Raw genomic sequence first — 25,345 nt, 5'->3', positions numbered from 1 at the left:
CTTCCCGCCCCACCGCACCACCACACAACTTCATTCACTTCACTTCATTTGATCGGGGGACATCATGAGCATCGTCGCAACGCATGAGCCGCACGCGGCACCCTCCGTTGCGATGGTGCGTTCATGGAGGTTCCCACGGTTCGCATTTCTCACGGCGCTCGTCGCGCTGCTGGGGCTCCTGGTATTCATGTATCCGAGCGTTGCTGCTTGGTTCGCGCAGTACAACCAATCCATGATCATCGCTTCTGTCGGTACCTCGCTTGAGCAGGAGCCACCGACCAGGCTTGAATCTGAGATCCTGCGGGCCCGCAGCTACAACGAGGCGCTGGTGGGCGGCGCGCTCGTGGCGCCAAACTCCAACCTGCCGACAAGCGACGGGGCCGAGAATAGCGACCTCGAATATGCGAGCCTCCTGAGGGCAGATGCTGACGGCACGATGGGTCGCCTTCGGGTTCCGAGCATCAATGTGGATCTCCCCATCTTCCACGGCACCTCTGATGAAACGCTTGAGCGGGGCGTGGGGCACCTGCAGGGCACGTCCCTGCCGGTGGGTGGGGTCTCCCAGCACTCGGTGCTCACTGCGCATCGCGGGCTCGCAAATGCCGAGATGTTCAACCACCTCGACCAGGTCAAAGTAGGAGACTCGTTCACCGTCGAAGTGTTCGGCGAGGTGCTTACCTATCGGGTCGTGTCCACCCAGGTCGTGCAGCCAGATGAATCCCAGGCGCTCAGGCCGCAGCTTGGCAACGATCTCATGACCCTCGTGACCTGCACCCCGTTAGGCATCAATAGCCATCGCATCCTCGTCACCGGGGAGCGAATTATCCCCACACCAATCGGCGACGTCGAACGAGCCGGCGCAAATCCGGACGTGCCTGGTTTTCCCTGGTGGGCCGTCGGCCTCGGAGGCGGAGTACTCCTCCTCTCTGCATACGTGTGGCGCATGGGACGCATCGAGGAGGTCGTGCCGACGTAGAGATTTCAAAGCCCGGGGCGGTGGGAGGTCCCCCCTATAACTTCCACCGTCCCGCACCAGAGCGTGGTGACGCGTCACCGTTCGCGCAGATGGAGTCCATAGCCCGTCAGCCCGTAACGAACGCCAGTACCACGTCTCGCCGCCGGGTCCGACTGCCTCAGGGCAGCAGGACCCGGCGGTCTATTGTCTTGGTGCGGTTCGTCGATGCGACGACCGCTTAGGTATCGGGCCTACTAGGCCGTGTTGATTAACTCTGTGTTGATCCAGATCAGGATCGATGCCAACGCCACACTCGCACGATAGTTCCGTGCGAGCTTGTCAGACCGCATCGCGATCCCGCGCCACTGCTTCAACCTGTTGAAACATCGCTCGACCACGTTCCGCCCTCGATAGCGTCGCTGCTGTTCCTCACCGAACTCGATCGGTCGGCCCGGCCGCTTGCTGCGGTGCTTGATCTGATCGGCACGCTCAGGAATTGTTGCTGCGATTCCGCGCGCACGCAGCCATGCCCGGTTCGCCCGCGAGGGGTACCCCTTATCGGCGAGCACACGGTCCGGGCGGGAACGCGCGCGTCCTCGTTCTCGTGGCACCCGAATATCGTCCAGCGTTACAGCGAACATCGTGGTGTCATTCACGTTCCCCGCGGTCACGACCATCCCCAGCGGGCGGCCTTTCCCGTCCGCGACCAGGTGCACCTTTGTCGTGAGGCCTCCACGCGATCGCCCGATCGCGTGGTCATCAGGCTCCGCGAGCGGATTCTTGTAATTCGACAGATCCCTTTTTTACGCGCGGCAATGTCGCACCGTGCTGATGCACGCGCGCGATCGTCGAATCAATCGACACGACCCAGTCAATCGCCCCGAGCCGATCAGCTTGCTTCTGCACCTCAGCGAGCATCCGCTCCCAGGTGCCAGCCTCGGCCCACCTCGTGAAGCGTTTGTAGATCGTGTTCCACTTTCCGAACCGTTCTGGCACGTCCCGCCAGGGGGCACCGGTCCGGTATTTCCATGTCATGCCCTCGACCGCGAGCCGGTGATTCGACCATGGGCGAGAACGCCCATCAGGAACCGGCATCAATGGCTCGAGCACCGCCCACACTTCATCAGGGATCTCTTGACGTACTGCCATGGGTCAAGTTTCCCCGAAAAGCACCTCAGAAAACTTGATCAACACGCCCTAGCCCAGGCGCTCGAGCACGTAATCAATGCAGCCGGTCAGCGCACGCACGTCGTTGGGGTCAATAGCGGTGAACGTCGCCACGCGCAGCTGATTGCGGCCCAGCTTGCGATAGGGATCGGTGTCGACCACTCCGTTGGCGCGCAACGCCGTCGAGATCGCAGCTGCGTCTACCGACTCGTCGAAATCGATAGTGACGACGACGTTGGACCGATGATCGGGATTCGAAACAAAGGGAGTCGCCACCGAGGACTTCTCCGCCCAGTCGTAGAGCACCGCAGAAGACTCTGCCGTGCGGGCGGCGGCCCAGCCCAGGCCACCCTGCGCATTGATCCACCGCACCTGCTCGTCCATCATCGCGAGGGTTGCGACGGCCGGCGTGTTAAGCGTCTGGTTCTTGCGTGAGTTCTCGATTGCGCCGGCGAGGTTGAGCGTCTCTGGGATGTAACGACCCGAGGCGGTGACCCGCTCGATCCGCTCGATCGCTGCGGGCGAGACCAGTGCAAACCAGATGCCACCGTCGCTCGCGAAGTTCTTCTGAGGAGAGAAATAGTAGACGTCGGTCTCGGAGGCATCGAAATCGAGGCCACCGGCGCCGCTCGTCGCATCAACTACGGTGAGCGCGCCCGCATCGCCGTGCACGCGCCGCACCTCGGCCATCACGCCCGTGGAGGTTTCGTTGTGAGGGTAAGCGTAGACATCGACGCCTTCGGTGGGGAGCACCTCGGAGCGTGATCCACCATCTGCTGTGCGCACATCGGGTGCCTCGAGGAACGGTGCGGCCGCGGCGGCCTTCCCGAACTTCGCGCCGAACTCGCCGAACGCGAGGTGTTGGCTGCGACGCTCGATGAGTGAGTGCACCGCCGAATCCCAAAAGGTCGTAGCGCCACCGTTCGCCAAGAGGATCTCGTACCCCTCGGGCGCGCGGAACAATTCAGACAGGCCGTTGCGCAAGCTCCCGACCAGGTTCTTGACTGGTGCCTGGCGATGGGAGGTGCCCAGCACTCCCGGCTGTTGGGTCGCGAGAAACGCAAGCTGCTCGTCCCTCACCTTCGAGGGGCCGCAACCAAAGCGACCGTCGGCGGGCAGGAGATTCGCGGGGATGGTGATGTCAGCCATGCGCCAATTCTACGTTGTGCGCACCCCTCAACGGAGTGCCGAGCGGGCCCCATGGCCTAAACTGAGTCGCGGCACAGCATGTGGAAGGCGGCAATGACTGATCTCATTGATACGACCGAGATGTACCTTCGCACCATCCTCGAGCTCGAGGAGGAGGGCATCGTGCCGCTGCGCGCGCGCATTTCTGAGCGCCTAGGGCATTCTGGTCCGACCGTTTCTCAGACCATCGGTCGCATGGAGCGCGACGGGCTCGTGGTCGTCAGTGGCGATCGGCACCTCGAACTTACCGACGAGGGGCGAACGAAGGCCGTTCGCGTCATGCGCAAGCACCGCCTGGCTGAACGCCTGCTCGCTGACGTGATCGGCCTTGAATGGGAATACGTTCACGAGGAGGCGTGTCGTTGGGAGCACGTGATCAGTGAGCAAGTTGAGCGCAAGCTGATCGGCATCCTTGGCAACCCCACCGAATCGCCCTATGGCAACCTGATCCCTGGCCTTGATGAACTCGGATTGCGCGCCTCGATATCTCCCCAAGCCGGGGCGAAGAGCGCGCTCACCCTGTTCTCGAACGGTCCCGAGCCGGTAACCGCGCGGATCCGCAATCTCGCAGAACCTGCGCAGGTCGACCCTGAACTCCTGCGCCTCCTTAATCAGGCAGGTATCAGGCCCGGCGCGACGGCAAGCTTTGCCTACGTCGATGGTCTGGTGCGGGTTACGGTAAACCCCGCTTCCACGGTGGATCCGCATACCGATCCCGTTGTCATCGACCTTCCCGGCGAGATCGCCGCCCACATCTTCGTATCCGAATAAAACCACCCAACCGACTGTTGCGGTGGGCCCATAGCGGGCTGCCGCAGATGGAGCAGATAGACCACAGAGGAGAACCTGTGTCACGTATTACCCCCGAAGCGCACGTGAGTGCCGTAGCTGAAGCCGTCGAGACTCGCAGCCCGCACGAGCCTGAGTTCATGCAGGCCGTCGACGAGGTGCTGGATAGCTTGGTGCCAGTGCTCCAAGAACACCCCGAGTTTATCGAAGCGGGGATTCTGGAGCGTCTGGTCGAACCCGAGCGGCAGATCATGTTCCGGGTGCCATGGGTGGATGATGAGGGACAGGTCCGGGTGAACCGCGGCTTCCGCGTGCAGTTCAACTCGGCGTTGGGGCCGTTCAAGGGGGGCCTCCGCTTCCACCCCACAGTAAACCTCTCGGTGATCAAGTTCCTCGGTTTCGAGCAGATCTTTAAGAATGCGCTGACCCGGCAGCGAATCGGAGGTGCCAAAGGTGGATCCGATTTTGATCCACAGGGCAAGAGCACGGCCGAGGTGATGCGCTTCTGCCAGAGCTACATGAATGAGCTCTACCGCTACATCGGCGAGCACGTGGACGTGCCCGCGGGCGACATTGGCGTGGGCGCGCGTGAAATCGGCTTCCTCTTCGGTCAGTACCGTCGCATCACCAACCAGCACGAATCGGGGGTGCTCACCGGCAAAGGTAAGGGTTGGGGTGGCGCGGAGGTGCGCACCCAGGCAACGGGCTACGGCGCGGTGTTTTTTGCGCAAGAGATGTTGGCGCGCACCGGCGAGGGGCTTGAGGGGCGTCGAGCGATTGTCTCGGGGTCGGGCAACGTCGCGATCTACGTCATTGAGAAGGTCGCCCAGCTTGGCGGCACCGCAATCACCGCCTCCGATTCGTCGGGCTATGTGGTGGATGAGCAGGGGATTGATCTCGAGCTGCTCAAGCAGGTCAAGGAGGTTGACCGGGCCCGCATTTCTGAGTACGCCGAGCGGCGGCCGAGCGCTCGCTTTGTCGCTGGTGGATCAGTCTGGGACGTACCCGGCGACCTTGCCTTCCCCTGTGCGACGCAAAACGAACTCACCGAAGCCGGTGCCAGATCGCTGCTCGATGGCGGCGTGCGGGCCGTTGCAGAGGGCGCGAACATGCCCACGACGCCCGATGCCGTTGCGCTGTTCCAGCAGGCAGGCGTGCTGTTCGCGCCGGGTAAGGCTGCGAACGCCGGTGGGGTCGCCACCTCGGCGCTTGAGATGAGCCAGAACGCTTCTCGTGACAGCTGGGACTTTGAGCAGAGCGAGTTGAAACTGCACCGCATCATGCGAGATGTGCACGACGCGAGCTACGCCGCTTCGGAGCGTTACGGGCGTCCGGGGGACTACGTGCTCGGCGCGAATTCGGCTGGGTTTGTGACAGTTGCGCAGGCGATGCTCGATCAGGGCGTGGTCTAACCAGATTCAGGCAAAACCGGGCTCAAAACCCTCAACCCACAGTTGAGGTTTTGCTCGATCTCGAACAATCTGTCACTCAGACTTCCTCGGTTTTATGCGGTTTTTTCGCCTCCCTGAGAGAAATCGCATCTGAGTGTGACAATTCCGTGATCTTCGGTTAGGCTCGAAAGAGGTTTTGGCCCCCGCGGGCCGTACTCCCACCAAAACACAGGCAAACGTAAGGTTTATTGACTCGTGACTCAGCACACCGGCACAATTCAGGCGTCCGGTACTGAGGTAGTGGCCCAGACGGCATCCGCTCCTCGTACCCGTTCGCTTAAGCATCTCGCTCGCATGGTTGGCGCAGGCGCACTCAGCGTCGGCATGGTGGGTGTGTTCGCACTTCCCGCATACGCGGCTCCCGATACCTCGGGCATGCCCGACGGTTTTGCCATGGCTGCAGAATCGCAGTCGCTCCTGACCGAAGATGGCGCAGATGCACTGGTTCCCGTTGAGGCAGTGGCGGCAGAGGTGAGCTCAGTGGTTCTCGCGCAGGAGAAGGCTGCAGAGGAAGCGGCTCGTGTAGCAGAGGAAGCGGCTCGCACGGCACAGGCTACAGGTGCCGGTGTCGCGACGGCAACCGCAGCTCGGGCCGACGTTCCCTCAGGTGCCGGTGCCGCGGGCATCGTCTCCGCAGCGTACGCGCAGCTCGGTCAGTTCCAAGACTGCACGGCGCTCGTCGAGCGTTCGTTGCGCGCAGTGGGCATCCCTGCGGGTGACCTTGGCACGCGGGTGGGCGAGTACACCGCTCTGGGCGGTACCCTGGTTACCAATGGTGCCTATGCGCCTGGAGATGTGCTGATCTGGTCGGGCGTTCACGTGGCGATCTACATCGGCAACGGCCAGGCCGTGCACGGTGGATACAACGGCAACCAGACTGTGGTCGCCAGTGCGTTCTTGAATGGTGCACCGAGCGGCGTAGTTCGCTTCTAGGTTTCTTCGGCCTCACGGCTCGAATGGGGCATCGCCACCGGCGGTGCCCCATTTTCGTGCCATCGTTGTCGGTTCGCTAGACTCGTTCTGTTTGCCCCAGTAGCTCAGTGGATAGAGCACTTCTCTCCTAAAGAAGGTGTCGTAGGTTCGATTCCTATCTGGGGCACTTTTCTCAATGTGCGAAGCATCGCTTCGCACGAAAAGTGCCCGCGGGCCTCTGGCCCGCCGAAGCTTTGAACGCGAAGCGATGCTTCGCGTGCTTCGTGCCCGCGGGCCCACCGGCCCGCCTGCACACCCTTTCGTAGGGCGCTAGTGGCGGCTTCGCGACGCAGGAAACAGCCACTGGTGCCCTACCCATGCTCTCAAGTGGTGAGGCAGCGCTGAGAGAAACTCGGAAGAGCGCACGAAGTGCCGGGTCAGGTCGCGGCGAGGGGCGGGTTGACCAGCAGTTCGACGCGCCCTGCCAGGTACGTGTCGAGCGTGGCGGCCCCGTCGAGTGATGCCCCCGGTCGCCAGCGTACGCGCAGCTCTCCGCCCCATACGCCGACGGGAAGCGCGAGATCGGCAGACAGGGTTGTACCTGCTGGAGCTGGGGTGCCAGGCCCGTCAGGCGAATCGAGCAGGGCAGGCGGGCCGGCAGCGTCGCCGGGCTGGTTGTGCCGAGTGACGAGTTCCACCAACCGGATCGGCGCGGCATCGAAGTTCACTGGGGTGCCCGCCGGGTACCCGCCGTCTAGGGCTGCAGCGGCAAGCTCGCGCCGTTCCTCACGCGATGCCGACTGGTAGCCTGGGCGGCCTCGTTCTGCAGCCCGGGTCGCACGCCCAGCCGCATATAGGGTGCCGTCGGTGCCGAGCAACAGGGCACCCAGGCGCCACACCTCGCCCAGCGGGCGCATGGTCGCGGCCCGAGGGAGCACGAGCCATCGCCGCCCGGCGGGCACGAACTCCGCGAGTGCCTCTGGCTCGACCCCGGCAGCTTGCAACCTGCCAACAGCCGCGAGGCTGTCGCGCATCGCGCGATCCACCAGCTGTTGCCCACTCACCCCGCCAGTGTATTCCGTCTGCCCCACGGGGCCTTCGCAACAGGGCTATTCTGACCTGATGCCCACTCCCCGTTCCGCGGCGCAGGCCGCGACGCGATCTGCGACCCTCCGGGCCGTGCTGCTGGTGCTCAGCGGCTCGATCGGAATGCAGATCGCCGCAGTGCTGGCGATCGGGGTCTTTGACACGGTCGGCGTGTTGGGTACGAGCGGACTGCGCTTCGCGATCGCCGCCGCCTTCCTCCTCGTGCTTTTCCGGCCACGGCTCACCGGTCGCACCCGCGAGGAGTGGATGGGAATCGTGATCTACGGGGCCGCGATGGCTGCGATGAATGTGTTTCTGTATCTCGCAATCGCGCGCATCCCGCTGGGCATCGCCGTCACGATCGACTTCCTGGGGCCTTGCCTGGTCGCGTTCTTCGCATCGCGGCGCCTGCGCGAAGGGCTCCTCGCGCTCGTTGCCTTCGGTGGGGTCGCGCTGATCGCGGGCCTCGGGGGGTCACTCGACCCACTCGGTCTCGTGTTCGCGGCTCTCGCAGCGGTCTGTTTTGGCTTGTACACGGTTCTGGCAGCGCGCGTCGGAAAGAGCGCGGGTGGGCTGCCGAGCGTGGCGCTCTCGGTCGCCGTGGCAGCGGTGCTCACTCTCCCGTTCTCGGTCCCGGCGATCTCCAGTGCCGGGCCAGCCGACTGGGGAGTGCTCGCGCTCTCCGCGCTCGTGGGTATGGCGCTGGCCTTCACGGTGGACACGCTCGCGGCGAAGCTCACCTCCGCACGAGTGATCGGCGTGCTCTTCGCCTTCGACCCGGTGGTCGGCACGCTCGTCGGTGTGCTGTTTCTCGGACAGATCCTCACGGCCCCGGTTGTGGTGGGGATCGCTCTGGTGGTCGCTGCCGGCGCGGGAATTGTCTGGTTCGCGGGGCAGCATCAGCCGCGCCTAGACTGATCTGGTGGCAGGGAACGGGGCGATCGAAACCTTCGAGGTCGAGCGAAAGTATGCGGTGTCTTCGCGGGCCGAGCTTCCCGGCAGCCCCGCGTTCACCGCCGTGGGCCTCCGGCTCATCGAGCCCGAGAGCTTCACGCTCGAGGCCATCTACTTCGACACCCCCGACGCGGCGCTCGGCCTGCAGCGGGTCGCAGTGCGCAAACGGGTGGGCGGCAAAGACGAGGGCTGGCACATGAAGCTCAAGGGTGCAGATGGCTCACGCGAGCTCGTGTGGCCGCTGGCCGAGACGATGCCCGATGGTTTGCTGCGCGAAATTGTGGATCGCATCGGCAAGCACGACACCGATCGCCTGATCGCGGTGGCGACCATGCGCACCCTTCGCACCATCGTTCGGGTGTGGCGGGATGCGGGGGTCTCGGGCGTATCCGCACTCGCACCCTCACCCGCACCCGCACCCGCATCCGCTGCCGATGCACTGGGGGCAAACGGCACCACCGGTTCCCCCGAGCAACCGGGTGAGTGGCTGATCGAGCTCGCCGATGACCGGGTCGTCGCAACGAATGCACTGAGCGGCGAAGAACGTAGCTGGCGCGAGTGGGAGGCAGAGCTCGCCCCCGGGGCCTCGCTCGAACTGCTCGAATTGGTCGAGCCGCTCCTCATCGGCGCCGGCGCCGAACGCGTGCGCGGCACCTCGAAGCTTCAGCGCGCGATGGGCCGCCCGAGCGACGGCGCGTCTTGACACGCGGAGTGACCACGCTGCCCGACGCACGGAATCGGCGCTGGTTCGCGAAAACTGACACGAATTCAGTGTCAGGCCTGCCGTCTCGCGGCTGATCCGCGTAGGGTGGAAGCATGGCATCCAAAGGATCCCGAGGCTCGGGAAAGCGTGACTCAGACGGCACCTCGCCCGCGGCGAGACGCAAGCAGGTGATCGTTGGCCTGATTATCGGCGCCATCGTTGGCACGGTGATTGGCTTTTTCACCCAGTTCTGGCTGTGGGTGCCTGCAGGGCTCGCGCTTGGGCTCGCCTCGGGTGTCATGATCAAGCCCCCAGCTGAGTAGTTTGCTTCACCTGGTCACCCCGTAAGTTCGCAGAGGAACCCATGGAATCCACGATTTTTGAGACCAACCGTCCGGCAGCGCGTATCGTCGAGGAATCCCTCGCAGATACAAAACACGCGGTGTTCTGGACTGAGGACATTCAGGCATCAGCCGCACGCTACCCGATCGTTGACGGAGACCTGAGGGCCGACGACGTGGTGGTCGGCGGCGGGTACGCGGGCCTCTGGACCGCGATCAAGCTGAAGACCGAACATCCGGAACGCCGGGTCGTCTTGCTCGAGGCGAAGCGCGTGGGCTGGGCTGCCTCGGGGCGCAATGGCGGTTTTTGCGAGGCGAGCATCACACACGGCGAGCCCAACGCCGAAAGTCGATGGCCCGACGAGGTGGGCACGCTAAAGAGGCTCGGATACGAGAATCTCGACGCGATCGAGCGCTTCGTGACCGAGCACGGGCTCGATGTTGAGTTCGAGCGCACCGGGCAGCTTTCCGTCGCGAACGAGCCCTACCAAGCTGACTGGGTGACCGAAGAGGAAGGCGACGCCGACACGGTGGTACTGACCGCTGAAGAGGTCAGGCAGCGCTTGCACTCGCCCACTTTCTTGGGTGGCACCTTCCACCCCAGGGAAAACGCCAACGTGCATCCCGCTAAGCTCGCGGCGGAGCTGGCGCGGCATGCCGCGAGCATCGGGGTGGAGCTCTACGAGAACAGCCGAGTGACGGGGCTGGAGGGCGACGCCGGGGCACCGATCCACCTGCAAACACCGCGTGGAACTATCACCGCCGAGCGGGCTGCGCTCTGCACGAACATCTTTCCGTCGCTGCTCAAGCGATACGCCTTTCACACGGTTCCCGTCTACGACTACGTGCTCATGACCGAGCCGCTCACCGACGAGCAACTCGCCTCCATCGGGTGGGAGGGGCGCGAGGGAGTCGCCGACATGGCGAACCAGTTTCACTACTTCAGGCTCACCGGCGACAACCGGATCCTCTGGGGCGGGTACGACGCGGTGTACCACGTGGGCGGGCGGATCAAGGCCGAGTACGAAGACCGCATGGAGAGCCACCGCAAGCTCGCCAGTCATTTCTTCACCACGTTCCCGCAGCTCGCGGGAGTGAAGTTCTCGCATCGCTGGGCCGGGGTGATCGACACGAGCACGAGGTTCTGCGCGTTCTTCGGGCAGGCGTTCGGGGGGCGCGTGCAATACGTGGCTGGCTTCACGGGGCTTGGCGTGGGAGCCACGCACTTCGCTGCGGATGTGATCGTTGACCGACTCGAGGGGCGATCCACCGAGCGCACCGAGCTGCAGATGGTGCGTGAAATGCCGCTGCCATTCCCGCCCGAGCCGGCGGCATCGATTGGCATCAACTTGACCCGGTGGTCGCTCGACCGAGCCGACCACAATCACGGCAAGCGCAACGTGTTACTCAAGACCCTCGATGCGCTTGGCCTCGGTTTCGACTCGTAAGGAGCCAGGACGATGACTGAATTGCTTCCCGAAGGGCTCAACGGCGTGGTGCACGGTCGCGGCGCGATTGTCGCGCTCTCTCCCGTGCCCGCCGAAGAGGTTGATTACGGATCGCCCCGGCAGGGATCGGTCGAGCTTGGCCGGCTGGGCAACGTGGAGACGGGCATCTGGGAGCTGCGCGACGGTGCGGTGCTCGACACCGAGGTCGACGAGCTCTTCGTCGTGATCTCGGGTGGGGCCACCATCAAGCTGCTGGACGAGAACCGCAGCGTCGAGGTGAAGACCGGCGACGTGATGCGGCTCACCGCCGGCACGAAGACGCGCTGGATCGTGAAAGATCACATCCGCAAGATCTACCTCGCACTCGAATAGCCTGGCATGGGGGCCGGTGCGCGCAGCGATGGCACCCCGAGCCCCGACAACCTTGAGGAGAACCCATGGCATTCACATGGAAGCAGCACGGAGACGGCTCGAGCGTACAGCCCGACGCAATTGTGATGCCAGAGGAGCGACTGAGCTGGCCCAAGACCATTGGGTTCGGTGCCCAGCACGTGGTGGCGATGTTTGGTGCCACCTTCCTCGTGCCGCTCATTACGGGGTTCAGCCCCACTGCGACCCTGTTCTTCTCGGGCCTCGGCACGATCCTCTTCCTGCTCATCACAGGCAACCGACTTCCCAGCTACCTCGGCTCGTCATTCGCGTTCATCGCGCCCATCGGTGTCGCCGTGGGCTCCGGTGGTGACCTGTCGCGCGCCTCGTTCGGTATCCTCGCGATCGGACTCCTCCTCGCGCTCATCGGCCTCCTGGTGCATAAGGTAGGCACCGGGTGGATCAATGCACTCATGCCCCCAGTCGTCATGGGCTCGATCGTCGCGCTCATTGGCTTCAATCTTGCCCCCGCGGTGAAGAACAACTGGACAGCCGAGGGGATCCAGGGTGTCGCCTGGCATTCTTCCGTCATCGCCCTCATCACGCTCGCATCGATTATCTTGATTACGGTGCTCTTCCGTGGCCTGATCGGTCGTCTCTCGATCGTGCTCGGTGTCGTTGTCGGCTATATCGCCGCGGTGCTCTTCGGTGAGGTTGACTTCGTCTCGGTGAGCAACGCCGCGTGGCTCGGCCTGCCCGAGTTCCACCTCGCAGCGAATCCGTTCTCTGACCCCACCCTGTGGGGCCTCCTGCCCGTCTTCCTGCCCGTTGTGCTCGTGCTCATCGCCGAGAACGTCGGCCACATCAAGAGCGTCGGACTCATGGTGAAGCGAGACCTCGACCCGGTGACCGGGCGGGCGCTGTTCGCCGACGGTCTCGCGACGATGTTCGCCGGCTTCGGGGGTGGATCGGGAACCACCACCTATGGCGAAAACATCGGCGTGATGGCGGCCACCCGCGTCTACTCCACCGCCGCATATTGGGTCGCAGGCATCATTGCGGTGCTGCTGAGCTTCTCGCCAAAAATCGGCGCGGTCATCAACACGATTCCCGCGGGGGTGCTCGGTGGGGTGACGGTGGTGCTTTACGGCCTCATCGGCCTGATCGGCGTGAAGATCTGGATTGACTACAAGGTCGATTTCTCTAAGCCCATCAACCAGTTCCCAGCGGCGGTGGCGCTGATCATCGGCATCGCTGATTTCTCCGTGCAGTTCGGTGCGATCGTGTTCAACGGCATCGCCCTCGGCACGATCGCTGCGATCGTCGTCTACCACCTCATGGCGCTCGTTTCACGGGCCCGCGGTACGTACGAGGTTGCTACCCCGATCGAGCCCGTTGCGGGCGAGACGAGCAAGTAGCCGCGCTCCTTCAACGCCGGAGCCATCCACCATGGATGTGGGGGGCGGCTTTGCGCAACGCAGGCGGAAAACGCCGAGCGCCTTCCGGGCAAAACTGCCGGTGACGCTTAGGGTGGCGGTGTGTGGAGTGTGGATCGGCGCCGTCGTCAGGGCGCAAACGTGAACGAGGCGGAGGCCCCAGTGGCCACCGCCGAGACTCCAATGCCTGAGGGCTCGCTCGCGCCAAAGCCGGATACCCCGCCGCAACCCGAGTCGGAGTTCCCCACCGAACCCATCCTCGCCACGCCAGCCCTCGCGGGGCCGCTCGCGGCGGTCGATGCGTTCGCCACGGAGCACGAGGACTGGCGACGGGAGCTTGCCGCCATCGGCGGGCGCAGCCCGTTGCTGCACTTTGACGATCAGCCCGCAAACCGCATCGAGCTTTCGACCACGCACCCCGGCGGGATGCCACAGTTCATCACCGGCCAGAAGATCCTGCTGTCCGCGCTGATTCGCGACGACCTCGCGCTGCGATATGCGCGGGTTGCCGCGGGGCGCGTCACCGATAAGGCCGCCGAGATGCGCGCGGTGCGCGGACTCGAAACCGTGCATCTGGGTATCGGAATTGCCAAGTGGCAGTTCGAGGGCGAGGAGTACTGTGCGCCGGTGCTGCTGCGCCCGCTCGCGATTCGTCGCTACGGCCGCGACTTCGAACTGAAGCTCAAGAAGCCACTCACCGTGAACCGCGAATTGCTGGGTGCCTTGCGCGAGCAGTTTGGGATAACTGTGAACGCACGCACCCTACTCGAGCTCTCCCAGTCGGAGGGCGTGTTCAAGCCCCAGCCGGTCATCGATCGCCTGCGGCAGATGGTCACCGGGGTACCCGAGTTCGTGGTGCAACCGCGGCTCATCGCTTCCTCGTTCGCCGACGTGTCACGGCACATGGTGAGCGACGCGAAGAACCTCGAATCACCGGTCTTGCAGGCCATATGCGGCAGCGAGGTGGCCAAGCAGCAACTGGTCGACGCGTACCGCCCGGTCTCGCCGACCTGGCCGAACGATCGCGCCCCGGAGACTGACCGACACCTCTACGACGCTGATGCCGAGCAGAACGATGTGCTCGCGCAGATTGGCGCAGGGCACTCGTTGGTGGTGCGCACCCTGCCCGGAACCGGGGGCACACAGACCGTGGTGAACGCCATCGGAGAGCTCGTGCGCGCCGGCAAACGCGTGCTCGTAGTGTCGCCGCGCCGATCCACACTCGATGGCATTGGACACCGGCTCTCGCGAGCCGGCCTGTCGGGGCTCGCGGTAACGCCGCGACTGCTGCGCCGCAACCTCGTCGAGGCCATCAGCCGCAACGAGTCCGCGCGGAGCGAGCCGCTGCGCGATGTCGACGACGCGCTGGTGCGGCTGCGCGGGGTGCTGCTCGACTATCAGGATGCGCTGACCGCGCGCGACCAGCGCTTCGGTGCGTCGCCGATAGATGCGCTGCGAGAACTGACACGGCTGGCACTACTCCCGACCCCGCCGAGCACAACGGTGCGGCTGAACGATGAGGCTCTCGGTCACCTCACGCTTGATCGCAGTTCGATTGCAGAAGACATCACCGAGGCCGCCCGCCTCGGCCAGTTTCAGTATGGGCCTGAGGATTCGCCGTGGTACGGCGTGAGCTTCGCGACGACCGAGGCGGCGCGATCCGCATATTCACTCGCGGTGGATCTCGCCGAGTCTGAACTCCCGCGACTCATTTCTCTCGCCAACGAGGTCGTCGAACAGACGACGCTCCGGCCGTACGAGACGATCGCCGAACTGGGTGTCTACTTGCGCCTCCTCATGGGCATCCGTGAGACCCTCGACCGGTTCACCCCCGAGGTCTACGATCGCTCACTCACCGAGGTCATCGCGGCCCACGCCCCGCGCGGCGAAGAGATGTCGAAGGCGAATAAGCGGCGTTTGCGCAAACTTGCGCGCGAATACGTGCGGCCCGGTGTGCACATCACCGACATGTACGCGCGGCTCGTGCAGATTCAGCAGCAGCGGGTGCTGTGGCAGCGCTACAGCACCGTTGTGGGTGCGCGTCCCGAGGTGCCGGTGGGCATCGCCGATGTGGCCACGGCGTATCAGGCGGCCTACCAAGATCTCGATGAGCTTGACCGGGTGCTGGGCAACGAGCACGACAGCGACCGCCTCCGCAACCTGCCGTTGACCACCCTCGCCCGGCGCACGACCGACCTCGCCCGCGAGAGCGAGGTGCTGCACAACATTCAGGAGCGAACCGCGATTGTGGAGCGGTTGCGGGCCGCGCAACTCGAGCCCCTGATCGATGATCTGTCGGCTCGGCACGTGCCCGCGAGCAATGTCGCGGCAGAACTTGAGCAGGCCTGGTGGCAGTCCGCGCTCGAGCGAATGCTGCAGACCAACGAGGCGCTGCTCAGTGCAAATACCGGAGTGATCGAGCGACTCGAGGCTGATTTCCGTCTCGTGGACGACGCGCACGCGAGCGCGAACGGCCCGCAGCTTGCGGTGAAGCTCGCCGACGCGTGGCGCATCGCCGTGGTTGACGCTCGCACCGAGGCGCTCGCGCTTCGCGAGCAGTTGCGCAGCGGCGACGTGTCCTTGCACTCGCTCGCACAGCACGCTCCCACGCTGATGGGCGCGCTCGCTCCGGTGTGGGTGTTGTCGCCCTACGAGGTTGCCCAGCTGCCGGCGGAGTTGCGTTTCGACACGACCCTTCTCGTCGATGCCGGGGCGACCACCCTGGTCGAGAACGTCGGCGCGATCAAGCGCGCGGCCCAGGTGGTTGCCTTTGGCGACGGGGTCACCCAGTCTCCTTCACCGTTCGAAATCGCCGTGCGAACCCCCGCAGCAGATGGCGATACCGACGTGCCAACAGTGGATCTGGAGGCCCTGCACAAGCAGTCGACCTTCGCCCAGCTGCGAGCCGTACTGCCCGAGCTCGCCCTTACGCGCAGCTACCGCGCGGGAGGCGAAGACCTCACGAGTCTCGTCAACACTCGGTTCTACGACGGGGAGATCGAGTCGCTGCCGTGGGCGGGTACCTTCCTGGGCCACTCCAGCATCACCCTTGAATTCGTGAGCGCCGGGCACGGGCTTCCCGACCCGCAGACCGGCGCGGTCGAGAGCACCGACGCCGAGGTTGAGCGCGTCGTGCAACTCGTGCTCGAGCACGCAAGCGTGCGGCCGCGCGAGTCGCTCATGGTCATTACCGCGAGCGACCGGCACGCGGTGCGGGTGTACCAGGCCGTCCTCCACGCCTTCTCGAAGCTTCCGCAGTATCGCGAGTTCTTGCTGGGGGAGCGGGCCGAACCGTTCGCCGTGCTCACGCTCGAACAGGCGATGGCGCAGAGCCGTGACCGGGTGATCTTCTCCATTGGTTACGGTCGCACCCCGCACGGGCGGGTGCTCTCGAACTTCGGTGCGCTGGGGCGCCCGGGCGGCGAACGGCTCGTGGCCGTCGCCATGACGCGCGCGCGCCGAGCCATGACCATCGTGAGCTGCTTCCGGCCCGCTGACCTCGACTCCGCGCGGATCAAGCACGGAGTGGTGGAGCTTGCCGAATTGCTGGCGCTCGAGCACCCCGTGGCCGAACCGGCAACGCTTCCCGCCGAGCGCGACCCGATGCTCGGCGAGCTCGCCGACCGGCTTGAGAAGCTCGGCCTTTCTGTCGAACTCGACTACCGCGGGGTGATTCCGCTGGCGGCCTCGCTCGGCGAACGTGCGATCGCGATCGATCTCGACTTCACGGGCAGCGAGCAGAGCCTGCGCGACGCGCTGCGGCTTCGCCCGTCGGTGCTGCGTCGTCTCGGCTGGCACTACCACCGGGTGCACAGCTTCGATCTCTTCGCCGACCCCGAGCGGGTGGCGCTGCGGGTCGCGGGTATTCTCGGCTACGACGCCGAGGTTGAGGCCGCCGCTGACGCGCAAGGAAACGGTTCTGCGCCTGCCCCCAACGCAAAGGCTGCTTCCGACTTCGCTGGCGAGAGGCAGGCTGCGCAACCCGTGGATCGAGACGGGCAATTCCAGGCCCCGGGCGACGCATCCGGGTTCTGATGCCCGATCCACAATTCGACAGGTCAGAATCTGCGGGTTCACGCGACGAGCACCCGCAGAAATTGACCCCTCGGCGGGATGCCACGGGACGTAGATCCCGACGTGCGACGCTCCCGGCGCCGGTGGGGAGTGATCCCGCGCCCTACGATCCGCCCGCAGCAGACCGGCCCGAGACGGAAAACGACGCGCGCCTGCGAGAAGACAAGCCGCCACACTGGGGCTAGTTTCGCCTGCTGATCAGGGTGGTTTTGCAGGTCATGCTGGTCATGCTGGTTTGGCTGGTTTGGCAGGTCAGGCTGGTTTGGCAGGTCAGGCTGGTCTCGCAGGTCATGCCGTGCGTAGCGGCACCGCGATTCCGAAGCGAGATAGGGCGTGAGTGGCTGCTTCCCAGCCTAGGAAGCAGCCGCCCACGCCCACTCAAAACGAGACCGGCGCAGAATACGAGAACCCGACCCTCGGAACCGAAAACCTAGGCGCGGGGACGCTCGTTCTGCGCGCGCAGAAGGTCGCGGATCTCGGTCAGCAGCTCCTGCTCGTTCGGCGGCGCGTCAGGCTCGGCGCCGGCCTGCTTGCGCTCGCGCATGGTGTTGATTGGCAGCACGAACACGAAGTACACGACCGCCGCGACAATGACGAAATTCAGCAGGGCCCCGATGACCGCGCCGAAGGCGATGGCGCCACCGCCGGGAAGCCCAACCATGAGCGCGGTGTCCAGAGAGTCAGCCTGGAAAAACATGCCGATAATCGGTGTGAACAGCGCCTCAACAACCTTGGCAATCACCGCGTTGAAGGCGGCACCAATGACCACCGCGACCGCGAGATCAATGACGTTGCCGCGCATGATGAAATCACGAAAACCCTTGAGCATGATGCTCTCCTCTCTATGGGTGTGAGAGGTAGTCTACGCGGCGGAGGAAGCGCTTGTGCTTGTTGACGCGCCGGAGCCGCCGGAGCCGCCGGGGGTGCTTGATCCACCGGACTTGCTCGACCCGGAGGATTCAGATGAACTCGATGAACTTCCGGAGGCAGCGCCTGCTCCGCTCCCTGCGCGGGAATCTGTGCGGTAGAAGCCCGAGCCATTGAACGTCACTCCGAGCTTGCCGAACACCTTGCGCAGCTTCCCGCCGCACTCGGGGCAGTCGGTCAGCGTGTCGTCGGAGAACGCCTGGTAGATGTCAAAAGCGTGATCGCAATCACTGCAGCGGTAGGCATAGGTAGGCACAGCTACTCAGTCTACCCGTTGAGTTGTGGATCTCCCTGGCCGAATAGCACCGTGCGCTCGGGAGTGACGACTCCGTTCACGGGCACATCGTGCGCCTCGCACGGGAGCTCCGCCAGAAACTCGGATTCGTGGACGATTGCGAAGACCGGCGGGCGCCTCCGCAGGGTGCTCAGGTTGCGGTCAAAGTAGCCTTTGCCCCAGCCCAGGCGCACCCCGCGTTGATCCACCGCGCACGCGGGAATGAGCATGAGGTCGACTTCGCTCACCGCAAGCGGGCTGAGGTGTTCGCCAAGCGGTTCGGGGATCCCAAATGCTCCCGAGACGGTGCCATCCGCAAGGGGGCGAATCCAATCGAGCAGGCCATCTTCTCTTGCCGAGGGCAAGAGCACATCGATGTCGTGCGCGCGAGCCCATGCGAGGAAGGCGGTGGTGTCGGGCTCGCCGAACACCGGGAGGTAGCAGGCAAGTGAGCGTGCGTCGAGGCGTGTCACCAGGGCCACGAGCTGCTCGGTGAGGGAGGCCGCGGCGACTTGCCGATCGCCGAGGCTGCGGGCCATGCGTTCAGCACGAACCAGTTGGCGGATCCGCCGTTTTTCACTATCGATTCGTGAGTCTCGCATACTCGCAAGTCTACGGGCAGGCTAGTCTATTGCTATGAGCATTGCGCCCGAATTGACCGGCAGTTCCGTGACGAAAGCCGTGATTCCCGCGGCGGGCCTGGGTACTCGGTTTTTACCCGCGACGAAGGCCATGCCGAAGGAGATGTTGCCGATCGTCGATAAGCCGGCGATCCAGTATGTGGTCGAGGAAGCCGCAAACGCGGGCGTGCGTGACGTGCTGATTGTCACCGGCCGCAACAAAGGCAACCTCTCGAACCATTTCGATAGCGTTCCCGAGCTTGAGGCGACCCTGCAACGCAAGGGCGACACCGATCGGCTCGATCGAGTGCACGCCTCAAGCGAGCTTGCCGAGGTGCATTTCTTGCGGCAAGGGCAGCCGCTGGGACTCGGCCACGCGGTGGGGCGCGCGCGTATGCATGTGGGCAACGAATCGTTCGCCGTGCTGCTCGGTGACGACCTGATCGACGAGCGCGATCCGCTGCTCACCCGAATGATCGAGGTGCATGATCAGCGAGAGGCGACCGTGGTCGCACTGATGGAGGTGCCGGAAGAGCTCATTCATCTCTACGGCTGCGCCGCTGTGAACGCGACCGCTGACCCTGACGTGGTCGAGGTTACCGCGCTCGTGGAGAAGCCCAGCCCGGCGGAGGCTCCATCGAATCTTGCAGTGATCGGCCGTTACGTGCTGCGGCCCGAGATCTTTGACGTGATTGATCGGCTGGAACCGGGTCGCGGCGGCGAGTATCAGCTCACGGACGCGTTGAACGTGCTCGCGAACGGAGACGGGGATCGACCGGTGTATGGGGTGGTCTTTCGCGGGCGCCGATACGACACCGGCGATCGGGCGAGCTGGATTAAAGCAAACCTGCTGTTGGGCGTCGATAATGAGGAACTCGGCGCAGAGCTCAGCGACTGGGTCATCGAACTCGCAGAGCAGTTGCGCGCTCGCCGCAGCCACTGAGCCATACGCTGGTCGCATGAGCCCACTGCCGCACCCGATCGAGGCGCCCGCGCCCATGACGGCGGGGCGGATCGGCCTGCGCCTGATCCACCGTCGAGATGCGGCGGTGCTTGAGCGGCTGCTGAAGGAGAACCGGGCGTGGCTCGAGCCCTGGGAAGCGACCTACCCCGGCGGTGGGGGAACGGTGCCGGGTTCGGTCTCGATGCGGCCGACGATTCAGATCCTCAGGCGGCAGTTGCGAATGGGCGTCGGCATCACGTTTGTGGTCACGTTCGACCGTCTCGTCGTGGGTCAACTGAGCGTCTCTGAAATTAGCGGCGGTGCCATGCGATCTGCCCAGATCGGCTATTGGGTGTCCCGACACGTGGCAGGGCAAGGCATTACCCCCGTGGCGGTCGCGCTCGCGATCGACTACCTCTTTCACCACCTGCGCCTGCATCGGGTTGAAATCTGTATTCGACCCGAGAACGCAGCGTCTCTGCGGGTGGTGGCGAAGCTCGGTCTGCGACACGAGGGCGAAAGGCAGCGATACATCCACATCGCTGGTGACTGGCGTGACCACTCGTGTTTTGCGGTCACTCGGGAGGAAGTGCCGCTGGGGATGCTCATGCGACTCGGCGCGGCAACCCCATAGAGTGCCTACGAAACCGTACAGTGACCCCTATGACAGGCGGCATATTCGGTGGCGGAGTGATCTTCGTGGTGGCAGCCCTGTTGTGGGCGGCCGTCCTGGTTCCGAGCTGGGTGCGCAGGCGCGAGTTTCGCGCGGCTGAACGCAATGCCATCAGGCTCCAGCGAACGCTGCGGGTGCTGGCCGAGACCGCCGAGGTGCCGACCGAAGTGCGTGTCGAAGCGACAGCGCGGGAAGCACTCGCACGCGAGAAGCTCCTGCGTACCGCGCAGCGGCAGCAGGAGGCTGAGCGAAAGGCCCAGCTGTCAGAGGCACGCGCCGCGCAGGTGCGAGCCGAGATTCGCGCCCAGCAAATGAAGCGCAAGCAGGCCGCTGTGAGTCGCGCAGCTCGCTTGCGCAGGCCAGTCGTACGCCGCGTTCGTGCGTTTGCCGCGTTGGCGGCGGTACTCGCGCTAGTTGGCGTGCTGATTGGGGCGGGAGTCGCGCTGGCAGGCCAGGGGACGGCGCTCGTGCTTGCCTCCGCGTCTGTCGCCGCCGCCGCTATGGGCGCGCTCGTGTTACTCGCCCCTGGGCGGGTCAGAGTCGCTGAGATTCCTGCTGAGCAGGCCGTGGTTGCGGCGGTGGAGGTGCAGGCCCCGCCGGTCGCAGTCTCGGAACCGCGGGGGGAGTCGGCCGCCGCTGCCGCACACGCTGCCGCGCAGGCCGCGGCTCGGGCACGCAGCGAGCATGCCCGCGCGATGGCGCGTGCGCGTGCAGAGAGGCCACCGGCGCGCCAGAACCAGCCGAATTCGATGCTGCTCGAGCACGTACTCGAGCAGGCCCGGGTGGATCGCGCCAGTGCCGAAGCAACCTCCGTCGCCGGCGCGCCGACTGCTCAGTCTGCGGCATCCGAGACCGAGTCCGCTCCTGCTCTGTCGTCCACGAATGCGGCGCAGCCCGAATCCCCAGTCTCTGCCGTCGCGCAGGCGCGCTCTCAGCAGCTCGCGACCGCGGAGCGACTGCGGAAAATGGGCATGGTGGGTGACACGAGCGAGGGCATGCTCGATTTGGATGCGGTGCTGCGCGCGCGGCGTAACGCAAGCTAACAGCGATTCCGTATCGATTTCACCAACTTTCCAACGCTTACTCTCGCCGAGCTTGGAGGAAAGTGCCATGATAAACACATGACAAACCCACCTTCAGAATTCCCGGCCTCACCGTCGCAGCCAGACGCAGGCGGCCCCACAGGCGTGCCACAGCCCCAGAATCCACAGCCTCCGGTGTATCCCCAGACACCGCAGCAGCCACCCACGTACTCGCAGCCATCGGTGCCGCAGGCCCCGGCCTACCCGCCCGCAGGAGGCCCGCCCCAGGCCCCACAATACGCGCAGGGGCAGCAGTACCCACAGCCACCGCAGGGGCCGGTGACACCAAAGGGGCTTGCCATCACGGCGCTCATTCTCGGTATTGCCGCACTGATCTTCGCCTGGGTGCCGTTCCTCGGCTTCATCCTGGGTGCGGTGGGTGTGATTCTCGGCATCATGGCGCTGGTGAAGAAGCAACCGAAGGGACTCGGACTCACGGGTCTCATCCTTTCCGCTGTGGCGGTCATTGCTGGATTGATCGTCACGATCATTGCCGCGGTGGCCCTCTTCTCATTCGGGGCAGCCATTGAGGAGCTTGAGACTGCTCCCACGCAAATCGAATCTCCGAGCACGCCCAGCGAGTCCACGCCAGAGACCGAGCCGGATTCCCCAGTGATGGAGGACTTCCCTGAGGTGAGCGCGGCGGAGCTGGCAGAGATTGTGAGTGATCCTGACGCCTGGGCAGGCACTGACCTCACGCTGTTCGGCACGGTTGTTCAGTATGACGAGGGCACCGGATTGTGCAGCATTAGACTCTTCACCGGCCACGCCGCAGAGACTGATCCCGAGCTATACGAGCACAACACTCTCGCCTACGCTGGCGACTGGGAGAGTGACTGCCCCGTGCTCGACCCGGTCTATGTTGACGACAACGTGGCGATGGCAGTGACGGTTCTCGGCGAGGAAGTCTACGAAACCTCTGCGGGTGAGTCGATTTCTGCCCTGCAGGTTGAGTTGTGGGCCGTGGAAGTACTGTAATTTCGCGTGGTGACGGGCGCGCTGTTAAGCTGACTGGGTCCTCGGGTCTTTAGCTCAGTTGGTAGAGCGCTTCGTTCGCAATGAAGAGGTCAGCGGTTCGATTCCGCTAAGATCCACGGCGAACATAGGGCCCCGCAAATGCGGGGCCCTATGCGTGTGTCCGATCAGGGAAACGCACCGATCCGCTCCCAAGGTGCTCCCATGCTCGCGGGCTACACTCCCTGCTATGGACAACTGGTGGGTGAACGCACTCTGGTCGATAACTCCGACTGTGCTGATCGGTGTGTTCTTTGCGGTCATTTTGCGGCTCATTCTGCGTGCAGACCGAAATGAGCGACGCATTTACCGCGAGATGGAGGCACAGGAGCGTGAGCGACTGGGGCTCCCGCAACGCACGGCACCTCCCGGTACCGATTCCTAACGCGCGAACCCACTAGAGTAACCTCAGGCAGGTTACCCGGGTGGAGGTGTCGATGCACTCGACAGTGAGTCTTATCGGCGCGTTTCTGACCGAAACCCCTGATTCAGCGGGGTATTGGGAAGGTATCAACTGGCCCTGGGCGTGGACAGTCTTCGTGCTCATCGTCGACAATGTGATTCGCGTTGTTGCTGTCTTTGTGGTGCCCCGCAACCGTCGCCCAACCTCAGGCATGGCCTGGCTTATGGCGATCTTCTTTTTGCCGGTTCCCGGGCTCTTGCTGTTCCTCTTGATCGGTGGAAACAGGCTTCCGCGGAAGCGACGCAAGATGCAGGAGGCCACGAACCGACTCGTCAGCGGCCTCACCGAACAAGAAGGTTTTGTGTTGGGTACCTCGCTACCCGAACTGCCTGCCGGCCTGCGCAACGCGGTCATGCTCGGCCGCTCTCTCGGGGCTCAACCGATGGTGCGCGGGAATACCGCCTCAATCAGCATCGACTATGAAGGCTCGCTTGCCCAGATGGCAGAAGCGATTCGCGAGTCTAAGTCTTACGTGCACATCGAGTTCTATATTTTGGTGCTCGATGACGCAACCCGCGACGTATTCGAAGCGATGCGAGAAGCAGTCGGTCGAGGCGTCATTGTTCGCGTGCTTCTCGATCACGTCTCCGCGGTGCGAAATCCCGGATACAAACGCACCGCGAAGTTCCTCGACGAGATCGGGGCACAATGGACGTATATGTTGCCGGTACGCCCGTGGCGCGGGCAATGGCAGCGGCCCGACCTGCGCAACCATAGGAAGCTCCTCGTTGTCGACGGCAGGGTCGGATTCATGGGGTCGCAGAACCTCGTCGATTCGAGCTACAACAAACCATCCAATCGTCGGCGCGGACTGCATTGGAAAGACCTTATGGTGCGCCTGGAAGGCCCGGTTGTGCTTGGGCTTGAGGCGGTGTTTCTCGGCGACTGGTACCTCGAGACAGGGGAGTCCCTCACCGACTACCTGAAGTCAGAGGCCTCGTTGCAGACCCCCGGAGCACTTGATTGTCAGATCCTGCCGAGCGGACCCGGGTACGGCAGTGAGAATAATCTGCAGGTGTTTACCTCGCTGATGTACACTGCGGCCAGGCGGCTCAGCATCACCAGCCCGTATTTCGTTCCTGACGGGTCCATCATGCACGCACTCCGCGCGGCCACAGCCCGCGGGGTTGAGGTCGAGCTTTTCGTATCAGAGACGGGCGACCAGCCGGTCGTCTACCATGCACAACGCTCGTACTACGAGGAGCTCCTGCGGGCCGGCGTGCGCATTTTTATGTTCCGGCCGCCCTATATCTTGCACTCGAAACACTTCACGATTGACGATTCGGTCGCGGTGGTCGGTTCTTCGAACATGGATCAGCGCTCCTTCAACCTCAACATGGAGGTCTCGATGGTCGTGAACGGCGAGGAGTTTGTGCGAGAACTCGACAAAGTGGTCGCCTACTATCACGAGAACTCTCGGGAGCTCACGCTTGAAGAATGGGAGAGGCAGTCGTTGCCCTCCCAGATGTTAGACGGGCTCGCACGGCTGACATCGGCGCTGCAGTGATGCTCAGGGTGCGAGCGTGAGTAGGTCGCCCACCTCGCACCCGAGCGCCTCGCAAATCGCGGTGAGGGTTGAGAAGCGGATCGCGCGTGCCCGGTCATTCTTGAGCACCGACAGGTTCACGACGCTGACCCCGACGGCATCGCTGAGCTGAGTCAGGGTCATGCCGCGAGAGGTAAGGAGCTCATCGAGGCGGCAGTGGATCCGGTGCCCGGCCTCGGGCGTTGCGGGGCTCACACGAGCCCCTCGGTCTCGCGGCGGAGTCGATCGCCGACGCTGAACGCGGTGATCGCGATGGACGCGGCGAATGCGCCCATGAAGTAGGGGAGCGGCTCAACAGCGAGCACGAAGGTGTTCTCAAAGCTGCGGTCGGACAGGAGTGCAATCGCTCCGTTCGCCACCATATTGCCGAAGAACGGCACGAGGGCGGCGCCGGCGAGGGCAGTGATCGCGGCAGTCGCGACCCAGCGCGTCTGGGATTGGCTGAAGATCACTCCACGGAGAATGTTGCGAGCCACGCAAATGAGGCACACGACGACGGTGGTGACCGTCACGAGGAGCACTGTAGCTTCGAGCAGGCCGGCGCCGAGCGAGGCGATCGGTAGTTCGGGGGCGAGGACGATGGCTCGATCCAATTGCACCGAGACCGCCGCGCCAGCAGGCCCCATGGGTACCTCGGCGGCGGTGTCTACAAACTGAGCGGCGACTTCCACTGGCCCGGTGCCGAGCAGCTCCACCCAGCGCTGCACGACGCTGTATGCGGTCACTGCGACGATCGCGACCCCGATGAGCATGAACAGGACGATGCCGGCGCGGTCGCCACGCGACGGCCGATCCACTCGGGTATCTGCCGACTGCCCGCGATTCGGGGTGGAGCTGTGGATATTGTCGGTCACGGCGTGTCCCTTTCTGAGCGTTCAATTGCCTGAGCTTATCGTTTGTCGTTGGTATCGCTTATCGATATGTTTGCAT

25 protein-coding genes and 2 tRNA genes are annotated in these 25,345 nt (G+C 64.2%); 19 read left to right on the top strand and 8 right to left on the bottom strand.

Annotation, left to right across the window (positions count from 1 at the left end; all coding sequences use genetic code 11):
* The first annotated feature begins 64 nt into the window (after window positions 1–64).
* Window positions 65–976 carry a class C sortase gene (locus tag ACR0R4_RS02100; RefSeq protein ID WP_433645684.1) on the top strand — a complete coding sequence of 304 codons (912 nt, stop codon included), beginning with the start codon at window positions 65–67 and terminating at the stop codon, window positions 974–976.
* Window positions 977–1,209: 233 nt separating this feature from the next.
* On the opposite strand, the gene ACR0R4_RS02095 is transcribed toward ACR0R4_RS02100, so the two are convergent.
* Window positions 1,210–2,104, bottom strand: a protein-coding gene (locus tag ACR0R4_RS02095) for an IS5 family transposase (protein WP_433645683.1) whose coding sequence is annotated in 2 segments (ribosomal slippage) — window positions 1,210–1,747 and window positions 1,746–2,104 — 897 coding nt in all. Because the reading frame shifts where the segments join, the coding sequence is not laid out codon by codon here.
* Between the two features lie 48 nt (window positions 2,105–2,152).
* The gene (gene serC, locus ACR0R4_RS02090; protein ID WP_433645682.1) at window positions 2,153–3,271 is read right to left on the bottom strand and encodes a phosphoserine transaminase; all 1,119 of its coding nucleotides are present in this window, start codon (window positions 3,269–3,271) and stop codon (window positions 2,153–2,155) included.
* A gap of 93 nt (window positions 3,272–3,364) precedes the next feature.
* On the opposite strand from serC, the gene ACR0R4_RS02085 reads away from it, so the two are divergent.
* The 4 genes from ACR0R4_RS02085 (at window position 3,365) to ACR0R4_RS02070 (ending at window position 6,649) form a co-directional block, all read left to right on the top strand.
* Window positions 3,365–4,081 (top strand): iron-dependent transcriptional repressor DtxR, encoded by a 717-nt coding sequence (locus ACR0R4_RS02085; RefSeq protein ID WP_433645681.1) that lies wholly within the window; start codon window positions 3,365–3,367, stop codon window positions 4,079–4,081.
* A gap of 77 nt (window positions 4,082–4,158) precedes the next feature.
* A complete protein-coding gene (gene gdhA / locus ACR0R4_RS02080) occupies window positions 4,159–5,511 on the top strand; it encodes an NADP-specific glutamate dehydrogenase (RefSeq protein WP_433645680.1) in 1,353 nt (450 codons plus the stop codon).
* A gap of 234 nt (window positions 5,512–5,745) precedes the next feature.
* The gene (locus ACR0R4_RS02075) at window positions 5,746–6,483 is read left to right on the top strand and encodes an NlpC/P60 family protein (protein WP_433645679.1); all 738 of its coding nucleotides are present in this window, start codon (window positions 5,746–5,748) and stop codon (window positions 6,481–6,483) included.
* A 93-nt stretch (window positions 6,484–6,576) separates the two neighbouring features.
* Window positions 6,577–6,649 (top strand) — tRNA-Arg (locus ACR0R4_RS02070).
* Between the two features lie 250 nt (window positions 6,650–6,899).
* Here ACR0R4_RS02070 and ACR0R4_RS02065 read toward each other — a convergent pair.
* Window positions 6,900–7,526, bottom strand: a complete 627-nt coding sequence (locus ACR0R4_RS02065; RefSeq protein ID WP_433645678.1) for a hypothetical protein — start codon at window positions 7,524–7,526, stop codon at window positions 6,900–6,902.
* A gap of 58 nt (window positions 7,527–7,584) precedes the next feature.
* Between ACR0R4_RS02065 and ACR0R4_RS02060 the strand changes: the two genes are divergently transcribed.
* The 7 genes from ACR0R4_RS02060 to ACR0R4_RS02030 all read left to right on the top strand — a co-directional run bounded on the left by ACR0R4_RS02060 (window position 7,585) and on the right by ACR0R4_RS02030 (window position 16,834).
* Window positions 7,585–8,466 (top strand): EamA family transporter, encoded by an 882-nt coding sequence (locus ACR0R4_RS02060; RefSeq protein WP_433645677.1) that lies wholly within the window; start codon window positions 7,585–7,587, stop codon window positions 8,464–8,466.
* A gap of 4 nt (window positions 8,467–8,470) precedes the next feature.
* Window positions 8,471–9,205: a CYTH domain-containing protein gene (locus tag ACR0R4_RS02055; RefSeq protein WP_433645676.1), complete on the top strand. Its 735-nt coding sequence runs from the start codon at window positions 8,471–8,473 to the stop codon at window positions 9,203–9,205.
* A gap of 113 nt (window positions 9,206–9,318) precedes the next feature.
* The gene (locus ACR0R4_RS02050) at window positions 9,319–9,528 is read left to right on the top strand and encodes an HPP family protein (protein ID WP_433645675.1); all 210 of its coding nucleotides are present in this window, start codon (window positions 9,319–9,321) and stop codon (window positions 9,526–9,528) included.
* A 41-nt stretch (window positions 9,529–9,569) separates the two neighbouring features.
* Entirely contained in the window at window positions 9,570–10,994 is a 1,425-nt protein-coding gene (locus ACR0R4_RS02045) for an NAD(P)/FAD-dependent oxidoreductase (protein ID WP_433645674.1), read from the top strand.
* Window positions 10,995–11,006: 12 nt separating this feature from the next.
* The gene (locus tag ACR0R4_RS02040) at window positions 11,007–11,366 is read left to right on the top strand and encodes a cupin domain-containing protein (protein ID WP_433645673.1); all 360 of its coding nucleotides are present in this window, start codon (window positions 11,007–11,009) and stop codon (window positions 11,364–11,366) included.
* Between the two features lie 65 nt (window positions 11,367–11,431).
* Window positions 11,432–12,781 carry a uracil-xanthine permease family protein gene (locus ACR0R4_RS02035; protein WP_433645672.1) on the top strand — a complete coding sequence of 450 codons (1,350 nt, stop codon included), beginning with the start codon at window positions 11,432–11,434 and terminating at the stop codon, window positions 12,779–12,781.
* Between the two features lie 120 nt (window positions 12,782–12,901).
* On the top strand, window positions 12,902–16,834 hold the full coding sequence (locus ACR0R4_RS02030) for an AAA family ATPase (protein WP_433645671.1): 3,933 nt from the start codon (window positions 12,902–12,904) through the stop codon (window positions 16,832–16,834).
* 469 nt (window positions 16,835–17,303) lie between these two features.
* On the opposite strand, the gene mscL is transcribed toward ACR0R4_RS02030, so the two are convergent.
* The 3 genes from mscL to ACR0R4_RS02015 are packed head-to-tail and all read right to left on the bottom strand — an operon-like array spanning window position 17,304 to window position 18,676.
* A complete protein-coding gene (gene mscL / locus ACR0R4_RS02025; protein WP_433645670.1) occupies window positions 17,304–17,702 on the bottom strand; it encodes a large conductance mechanosensitive channel protein MscL in 399 nt (132 codons plus the stop codon).
* 33 nt (window positions 17,703–17,735) lie between these two features.
* A complete protein-coding gene (locus ACR0R4_RS02020) occupies window positions 17,736–18,056 on the bottom strand; it encodes an FmdB family zinc ribbon protein (RefSeq protein WP_433645669.1) in 321 nt (106 codons plus the stop codon).
* 11 nt (window positions 18,057–18,067) lie between these two features.
* Window positions 18,068–18,676 (bottom strand): 5-formyltetrahydrofolate cyclo-ligase, encoded by a 609-nt coding sequence (locus ACR0R4_RS02015; RefSeq protein WP_433645668.1) that lies wholly within the window; start codon window positions 18,674–18,676, stop codon window positions 18,068–18,070.
* Between the two features lie 34 nt (window positions 18,677–18,710).
* On the opposite strand from ACR0R4_RS02015, the gene ACR0R4_RS02010 reads away from it, so the two are divergent.
* From ACR0R4_RS02010 to cls, 7 genes are all read left to right on the top strand, one after another.
* Window positions 18,711–19,637 carry a UTP--glucose-1-phosphate uridylyltransferase gene (locus tag ACR0R4_RS02010; RefSeq protein WP_433645667.1) on the top strand — a complete coding sequence of 309 codons (927 nt, stop codon included), beginning with the start codon at window positions 18,711–18,713 and terminating at the stop codon, window positions 19,635–19,637.
* A 16-nt stretch (window positions 19,638–19,653) separates the two neighbouring features.
* Window positions 19,654–20,271: a GNAT family N-acetyltransferase gene (locus ACR0R4_RS02005; RefSeq protein ID WP_433645666.1), complete on the top strand. Its 618-nt coding sequence runs from the start codon at window positions 19,654–19,656 to the stop codon at window positions 20,269–20,271.
* A gap of 29 nt (window positions 20,272–20,300) precedes the next feature.
* On the top strand, window positions 20,301–21,353 hold the full coding sequence (locus tag ACR0R4_RS02000; RefSeq protein ID WP_433645665.1) for a hypothetical protein: 1,053 nt from the start codon (window positions 20,301–20,303) through the stop codon (window positions 21,351–21,353).
* A gap of 174 nt (window positions 21,354–21,527) precedes the next feature.
* Window positions 21,528–22,370: a hypothetical protein gene (locus ACR0R4_RS01995; protein ID WP_433645664.1), complete on the top strand. Its 843-nt coding sequence runs from the start codon at window positions 21,528–21,530 to the stop codon at window positions 22,368–22,370.
* Window positions 22,371–22,413: 43 nt separating this feature from the next.
* Window positions 22,414–22,486: transfer RNA gene (locus tag ACR0R4_RS01990), tRNA-Ala, on the top strand.
* 110 nt (window positions 22,487–22,596) lie between these two features.
* Window positions 22,597–22,791, top strand: coding sequence for a hypothetical protein (locus tag ACR0R4_RS01985; RefSeq protein ID WP_433645663.1), 195 nt, complete (start codon window positions 22,597–22,599; stop codon window positions 22,789–22,791).
* A gap of 52 nt (window positions 22,792–22,843) precedes the next feature.
* Complete coding sequence (gene cls / locus ACR0R4_RS01980) at window positions 22,844–24,376, top strand: cardiolipin synthase (protein ID WP_433645662.1); 1,533 nt, start codon at window positions 22,844–22,846, stop codon at window positions 24,374–24,376.
* Window positions 24,377–24,379: 3 nt separating this feature from the next.
* On the opposite strand, the gene ACR0R4_RS01975 is transcribed toward cls, so the two are convergent.
* Entirely contained in the window at window positions 24,380–24,610 is a 231-nt protein-coding gene (locus ACR0R4_RS01975; RefSeq protein WP_433645661.1) for a helix-turn-helix domain-containing protein, read from the bottom strand.
* A complete protein-coding gene (locus tag ACR0R4_RS01970) occupies window positions 24,607–25,269 on the bottom strand; it encodes a hypothetical protein (protein ID WP_433645660.1) in 663 nt (220 codons plus the stop codon). Before ACR0R4_RS01970 ends, ACR0R4_RS01975 begins: the two co-directional genes overlap by 4 nt.
* Window positions 25,270–25,345: the final 76 nt, after the last annotated feature.

It is taken from the genome of Leucobacter fengyongliangi, assembly GCF_050971685.1.
In the GTDB taxonomy this organism is placed as follows: domain Bacteria; phylum Actinomycetota; class Actinomycetes; order Actinomycetales; family Microbacteriaceae; genus Leucobacter.
This window is presented reverse-complemented; position numbering and strand designations above follow the sequence as displayed.